Here is a 2,788-nt window from a genome sequence, read left to right as displayed (position 1 = left end):
GTCCCGTCGTCGTCGCGCCGAGAAGCGTGAGGTCCTGCCGGACGCCAAGTATGGCGACCGCGTGATCACCAAGTTCATGAACTGCCTGATGCTGGACGGCAAGAAGTCCGCCGCCGAGCGCATCGTCTACGGTGCGATGGGCCGCATCGAGGCGAAGACCAAGAACGACCCGGTCCAGGTGTTCCACGATGCCCTCGGCAACGTGAAGCCGCACCTGGAGGTTCGCTCCCGCCGCGTCGGCGGTGCGACCTACCAGGTCCCGGTCGAGGTCCGCTCGGACCGCGCCCAGGCGCTGGCCATCCGCTGGCTGATCTCGGCCGCCCGCGCGCGTTCCGAGAACACCATGATGGAGCGTCTGTCCGGCGAGCTTCTGGACGCGGCCAGCCAGCGCGGCACCGCGGTCAAGAAGCGCGAGGACACCCATCGCATGGCCGAGGCCAACAAGGCGTTCTCGCACTACCGCTGGTAAGGCACCCGGCCGCAGGGACGAGTCATGCCCCGTTCGCACCCACTCGATCGCTATCGTAATATCGGCATCATGGCTCACATCGATGCCGGTAAGACGACGACCACCGAGCGGATTCTGTACTACACCGGAAAGTCCTACAAGATCGGCGAAGTGCACGAAGGCACCGCCGTCATGGACTGGATGGAGCAGGAACAGGAACGGGGCATCACCATCACCTCGGCCGCGACCACCTGCTTCTGGCGCGATCACCGAATCAACATCATCGACACGCCGGGCCACGTCGACTTCACCATAGAAGTCGAACGCAGCCTGCGCGTGCTCGATGGTGCGGTCGCGGTGTTCGATTCGGTCGCGGGTGTGGAGCCGCAGTCGGAAACCGTGTGGCGGCAGGCGGACAAGTACCACGTGCCGCGCATGTGTTTCGTCAACAAGATGGACCGTGTCGGCGCGGACTTCTACCGCACCGTCGGCATGATGGTGGACCGCCTTGGCGCCACGCCGATGGTGCTGCAGCTGCCCATCGGGTCCGAGGCCGACTTCGTCGGCCTGGTCGATCTCGTCGAGAACCGGGCGATCATCTGGAAGGATGAGACGCTGGGCGCCGAGTTCTACCACACCGACATTCCCGACGAGTTGAAGGATCGCGCCGCCGAGTACCGCGAGCGCCTGGTCGAGATGGCCGTCGAAGTCGACGAAGCCGCCACCGAGCAATACCTCGTGACCGGCGAGGCGCCTGACGCCGCCACGCTCAAGCGGCTGATCCGCCAGGGCACGACGACCTTCAAGTTCGTTCCCGTGCTGTGCGGCTCCGCCTTCAAGAACAAGGGCGTGCAGCCGATGCTGGACGCCGTCGTTGACTACCTGCCGAGCCCCCTCGACGTCGCGCACATCGTCGGCCACCGGCCGGACGGCGCCACCGAGGAGCGGGCCACCGACGACTCCGCGCCGTTCTCCGGCCTGGCGTTCAAGATCATGACCGATCCGTTCGTCGGGTCGCTGACCTTCGTGCGCATCTATTCCGGCACCGTCGAGACCGGCGGCTACGTGCTGAACTCCGTGAAGGGCGAGCGCGAGCGGGTGGGGCGCATGCTGCTCATGCACGCCAACACGCGCGAGGAGATCAAGGAAGCGAACGCCGGCGACATCGTCGCCTTCGCGTCCCTGAAGTCGACCACCACCGGCGACACCCTCTGCGACCCGGCCAAGCCGATCATCCTGGAGCGGATGGAGTTCCCCGAGCCCGTCATCGAGGTCGCGGTCGAACCCAAGACCAAGGCGGACCAGGAGCGCATGGGCATCGCCCTGCAGCGCCTCGCCCAGGAGGACCCGTCCTTCCGCGTCTCCGTCGACCACGAAAGCGGCCAGACGGTGATCAAGGGAATGGGTGAACTGCACCTGGAGATCATCGTCGACCGCATGAAGCGCGAGTTCAAGGTGGAGGCCAACGTCGGCGCGCCGCAGGTGGCGTACCGCGAGACCATCACCAAGCGCGCCGAGATCGACTACACGCACAAGAAGCAGACCGGCGGCTCGGGCCAGTTCGCCCGCGTCAAGCTGGTCTTCGAGCCGTTGCCCGTCGGCAGCGGCTTCCAGTTCGAGAACAAGGTCGTCGGCGGGACCGTGCCACGCGAGTACGTCCCCGGCGTGCAGAAGGGCCTTGAGGCGTCGAAGGACACCGGCATCATCGCCGGCTTCCCCGTCATCGACTTCAAGGTCGACCTTGTGGACGGCGCCTACCACGACGTCGACTCGTCGGTGCTCGCCTTCGAGATCGCGTCGCGGGCCGCTTTCCGGGAAGGCGTGGCGAAAGCCGGGCCAACCCTGCTCGAGCCGATCATGAAGGTCGAGGTGGTGACACCGGAAGACTACATGGGCGACGTGATCGGCGATTTGAACAGCCGCCGGGGCCAGATCAACGGGATGGACCAGCGTGGCAACGCGCGGGTCGTGACCGCCATGGTGCCGTTGGCCAACATGTTCGGTTATGTGAACACCCTGCGCTCCATGAGCCAGGGACGTGCCCAGTACACGATGCAGTTTGACCACTACGAGCCGGTGCCGCAGGCCATCGCCGACGACGTTCGCGCGAAGATGGCTTGATCAACCACTCGGATTGAAAACACGGAGAGACAATCATGGCGAAGGCCAAATTCGAGCGGAACAAGCCGCACTGCAACATTGGCACGATCGGCCACGTCGACCACGGCAAGACGTCGCTGACGGCGGCGATCACCAAGGTGCTGGCCGAGAGCGGCGGCGCCACCTTCACCGCCTACGACCAGATCGACAAGGCGCCGGAAGAGAAGGCGCGCGGCATCA

3 protein-coding genes are annotated in these 2,788 nt (G+C 65.5%); all 3 read left to right on the top strand.

Going from position 1 to position 2,788, the window contains the following annotated elements; translation table 11 throughout:
* The coding region (gene rpsG, locus VD964_RS24310; protein WP_324871071.1) for a 30S ribosomal protein S7 at positions 1–469 on the top strand (469 nt) is incomplete at its 5' end.
* A 24-nt stretch (positions 470–493) separates the two neighbouring features.
* Positions 494–2,569, top strand: a complete 2,076-nt coding sequence (fusA, locus tag VD964_RS24305; protein ID WP_324871070.1) for an elongation factor G — start codon at positions 494–496, stop codon at positions 2,567–2,569.
* 35 nt (positions 2,570–2,604) lie between these two features.
* On the top strand, positions 2,605–2,788 hold a 184-nt coding region (locus VD964_RS24300; protein ID WP_324871069.1), incomplete at its 3' end, for a GTP-binding protein.

This window comes from Azospirillum sp., from assembly GCF_035628975.1.
Classification (GTDB): Bacteria; Pseudomonadota; Alphaproteobacteria; order Azospirillales; family Azospirillaceae; genus Azospirillum.
Note: the sequence above shows the minus strand (reverse complement) of the source record. Positions and strands in the feature narration are given on the sequence as shown.

Coding starts and splice junctions, on each gene's coding strand:
- fusA (WP_324871070.1), top strand. CDS start 494: ATGCCCCGTTCGCACCCACTCGATCGCTATCGTAATATCGGCATCATG.